The 336-nt window shown below is 59.5% G+C and carries 1 protein-coding gene; it reads left to right on the top strand.

Annotated features, from left to right (window positions below; translation table 11 throughout):
- Positions 1 to 336: transposase (locus J8I34_RS34495; RefSeq protein ID WP_209808653.1), on the top strand; the 336-nt coding region annotated here is incomplete at both ends.

Here is a 336-nt window from a genome sequence, read left to right on the forward strand (position 1 = left end):
AGCCTGTTCACCATGCGGCGGCTGGATGATTTCGTGCCGAAGTCCCACCCGCTGCGCTCGATCCGCACCATGGCCAACCAGGTGCTGGTGAAGATGGACCGGTTGTTCGCGCAGATGTACGAGGCCGATATCAAGGGTGGTCAGCCCAGCGTCGCGCCGGAGAAGTTACTGCGGGCCATGCTGCTGCAGGTTCTCTACAGCATTCGTTCCGAACGTCAGCTCATGCAGCAGACCCACTACAACTTGTTGTTTCGCTGGTTCATTGGCCTTGCGATGGATGATGCGGTCTGGGTGCCCGCCGTCTTCAGCAAGAACCGCGAACGGCTGCTCAAGCAT

Source organism: Cupriavidus phytohabitans, assembly GCF_017815025.1.
Classification (GTDB): domain Bacteria; phylum Pseudomonadota; class Gammaproteobacteria; order Burkholderiales; family Burkholderiaceae; genus Cupriavidus.